The organism is Streptomyces sp. NRRL B-24085 (assembly GCF_001282115.1).
GTDB lineage: Bacteria > Actinomycetota > Actinomycetes > Streptomycetales > Streptomycetaceae > Streptomyces.
Genome location: NZ_LJBR01000535.1, coordinates 1 through 3,627, shown reverse-complemented (window position 1 = coordinate 3,627; position 3,627 = coordinate 1). Strand labels below are relative to the sequence as shown.

Genomic DNA, 3,627 nt, shown 5'->3' with positions numbered 1-3,627 from the left:
CTCCCCCGCCGCTCCGCAGCGGCGTAAAGCCAGGTTAAGGACGGCCCGGATCGGCGGGGGTGGGGTTTTCCCCCGTAGAAGACGGTGCTGAGCACCAGCGCGCCGGACCGACCCGCGGCACCAGACTGAACGCCGTACCGAACAAGGCACCAGCACTTACCGAACGCCGGGCGGTCCCGGCGGCTCACTGACTTACCGATATAGGAGACATACCGTGACATCGGCTGTAACCATCACCAGGCACGGGGGCACTGGAGGGCGTACGGCCGTTGCCGCGCGGGCGCGGCAGGTCGTCAAGGCGTACGGGTCCGGCGAGACCCGTGTCGTCGCCCTCGACCATGTGGACGTGGACATCGCTCGCGGACAGTTCACCGCGATCATGGGCCCCTCCGGGTCCGGCAAGTCCACCCTCATGCACTGCCTCGCCGGTCTCGACACCGTGACGAGCGGTCAGATCTTCCTGGACGACACCGAGATCACCGGCCTGAAGGACAAGAAGCTCACCCAACTGCGGCGGGACCGCGTCGGGTTCATCTTCCAGGCCTTCAACCTGCTTCCGACGCTCAACGCGCTCGAGAACATCACGCTGCCCATGGACATCGCCGGGCGCAAGCCGGACAAGCAGTGGCTCGCGCGCGTGGTGGACACGGTCGGACTCTCGGACCGGCTCCGGCACCGGCCCACCCAGCTCTCCGGCGGACAGCAGCAGCGCGTCGCCGTGGCCCGTGCCCTGGCCGCCCGCCCCGAGATCATCTTCGGTGACGAGCCGACCGGAAACCTCGACTCGCGCGCGGGCGCCGAGGTGCTGGGCTTCCTGCGCAGGTCGGTCGACGAGCTCGGCCAGACCATCGTGATGGTCACGCACGACCCGGTGGCCGCCTCCTACGCGGACCGCGTGCTGTACCTCGCCGACGGCCGGATCGTCGACGAGATGTACAAGCCGACCGCGGATGCCGTCCTGGACCGCATGAAGGACTTCGACGCCCGGGGGCGCACGTCATGACCGTCATGAAGACCTCCATGCGCAACTTCTTCGCGCACAAGGGACGCATGGCCCTGTCGGCCGTGGCGGTCCTGCTGTCGGTCGCCTTCGTCTGCGGGACGCTGGTGTTCACCGACACGATGAACACCACCTTCGACAAGCTCTTCGCGGCCACCTCCTCGGACGTGACGGTGAGCGCCAAGGGTGCCTCCGACAGCGGCGAGACGACCTCCGGCAACGGCAAGCCGCCGGTCATGCCGGCCTCCGTACTGTCCAAGGTGCGCGAGGCACAGGGCGTGAAGACGGCGGAGGGGACCGTCTTCTCGACCTCGGTGACCGTCGTGGACGCCGACAAGGACAGCCTCTCGCCGTCCGGCGGCGGCCCGACCATCGTCGGCAGCTGGAACGGCAACGACGCCCGCACCATGAAGATCACCTCCGGAGCGGCCCCCAAGAACTCCGGCCAGGTGATGGTCGACAAGGACACCGTCGACAAGCACCACCTCAAGCTCGGTGACGAGATCGGCGTCATCAGCGCGGTCGGCACGCACAAGGCGAAGATCTCCGGCGTCGCCGAGTTCGAGGTCACCAACCCCGGTGCGGCGATCTTCTACCTGGACACCAAAACCGCCCAGCAGACGCTCGTCGGCGAGTCGAACGTCTTCACCAACGTCAATGTCACGGCCGCGCCCGGGGTCACCGACGCGCAGCTCAAGAAGAACGTCGCCGCCGAGCTCGGCGGCACCTACAAGGTGCAGACGGCCAAGGAGACCGCCGACGCCAACCAGAAGGACGTCGAGGGCTTCATGAACGTCATGAAGTACGCGATGCTCGGCTTCGCCGGGATCGCCTTCCTCGTCGGCATCTTCCTGATCATCAACACCTTCTCCATGCTGGTCGCGCAGCGCACCCGGGAGATCGGCCTCATGCGGGCGATCGGGTCCTCGCGCAAGCAGGTCAACCGGTCCGTGCTGGCCGAGGCGCTCCTGCTGGGCGTGTTCGGGTCGGTGCTCGGGGTCGGCGCGGGCGTCGGCCTCGCGATCGGGCTGATGAAGCTCATGGGCTCCATGGGCATGAACCTTTCCACCAGTGACCTCACCATCGCCTGGACCACCCCGGTCGTCGGCCTGGTCCTCGGTGTGGTCGTCACCGTCCTGGCCGCCTGGCTGCCGGCCCGCCGCGCGGGCAAGGTCTCCCCGATGGCCGCCCTGCGGGACGCGGGCGCCCCCGCCGACGCCAGGGCGGGCCGCGTACGGGCCCTGGTCGGCACGCTCCTGACCGCCGGCGGCGCCTACGCGCTCTACCTCGCCGCCGAGGCGGACAAGGCCAAGGAGGGCTCCTCGTGGCTCGGCCTCGGCGTGGTGCTCTCCCTGATCGGCTTCGTCGTGATCGGCCCGCTCCTCGCCGGTGGCGTGGTGCGCGTCCTGGGCGCCGTCGTCCTCAGGGTGTTCGGTCCCGTCGGCCGCATGGCCGAGCGCAACGCCCTGCGCAACCCGCGCCGCACCGGAGCCACGGGCGCCGCCCTGATGATCGGCCTCGCGCTGGTCGCCTGCCTGTCGGTCGTCGGCTCCTCCATGGTCGCCTCGGCCACGGACCAGCTCGACAAGACGGTCGGCACGGACTTCATCATCCAGTCCGACAGCGGGCAGCTCGTCACCCCGGCGGCCGTGAAGGCCGTCAAGGACACGCCGGGACTCGCGCACGTCACCGAGTACAAGATCACGGAGGCCGACTACACGACCCCCGACGGCAAGACCCTCAAGGACACCGACATCACGGCGGCCGACCCGACGTACGCAACCGACCTCCAGACCAAGACGGTCGCCGGAAAGCTCGCCGACGCGTACAAGCCCGACTCGATGTCCGTGCACGACAAGTTCGCCAAGGCGCACGGCATCCACCTCGGGTCGAAGATCAAGGTCGCCTTCAAGGACGGCGCCACGGCCGACCTGACCGTGCGGGCCATCACGAGCAGCGACGGCCTGATCGACGCGGGCTCGAAGTACATCTCCACCGCCACGCTCGCCAAGTACGTGCCGGCCGACAAGATGCCCCTGGACGAGCTCGTCTTCGCCTCGGCCAAGGAAGGCCAGACGGACGCGGCGTACAAGTCGCTGAAGTCGGCGCTGCACGACTACCCGCAGTACACCGTGCGCGACCAGACCGACTACAAGGAAGCCCTCAAGGACCAGATCGGCCAGCTCCTGAACATGATCTACGGCCTGCTGGCCCTCGCGATCATCGTCGCGATCCTCGGTGTCGTGAACACCCTGGCGCTCTCGGTGGTCGAGCGGACCCGGGAGATCGGCCTGATGCGGGCGATCGGCCTCTCGCGGCGCCAGCTGCGCCGGATGATCCGCATGGAGTCGGTAGTGATCGCGCTCTTCGGCGCACTGCTCGGGCTGGGCCTGGGCATGGGCTGGGGTGCCACCGCCCAGAAGCTCCTCGCCCTGGAGGGCCTGAAGGTCCTGGAGATCCCCTGGCCGACGATCATCGCGGTCTTCATCGGCTCGGCCTTCGTGGGTCTGTTCGCCGCCCTGATCCCGGCGTTCCGGGCGGGCCGGATGAACGTCCTGAACGCCATCGCCACCGAGTAGCCCTCCCGGGGACGGGGGCGGGCCCGGCACCGAGAAGCCACGGGGGGC

The 3,627-nt window shown here is 68.8% G+C and carries 2 protein-coding genes; both read left to right on the top strand.

The window, feature by feature from the left end; translation table 11 throughout:
• Positions 1 to 214: 214 nt before the first annotated feature.
• A complete protein-coding gene (locus tag AOJ26_RS38805; RefSeq protein ID WP_053853043.1) occupies positions 215 to 1,003 on the top strand; it encodes an ABC transporter ATP-binding protein in 789 nt (262 codons plus the stop codon).
• Entirely contained in the window at positions 1,000 to 3,579 is a 2,580-nt protein-coding gene (locus tag AOJ26_RS38800) for an ABC transporter permease (RefSeq protein ID WP_053853042.1), read from the top strand. Before AOJ26_RS38805 ends, AOJ26_RS38800 begins: the two co-directional genes overlap by 4 nt.
• Positions 3,580 to 3,627 lie beyond the last annotated feature (48 nt).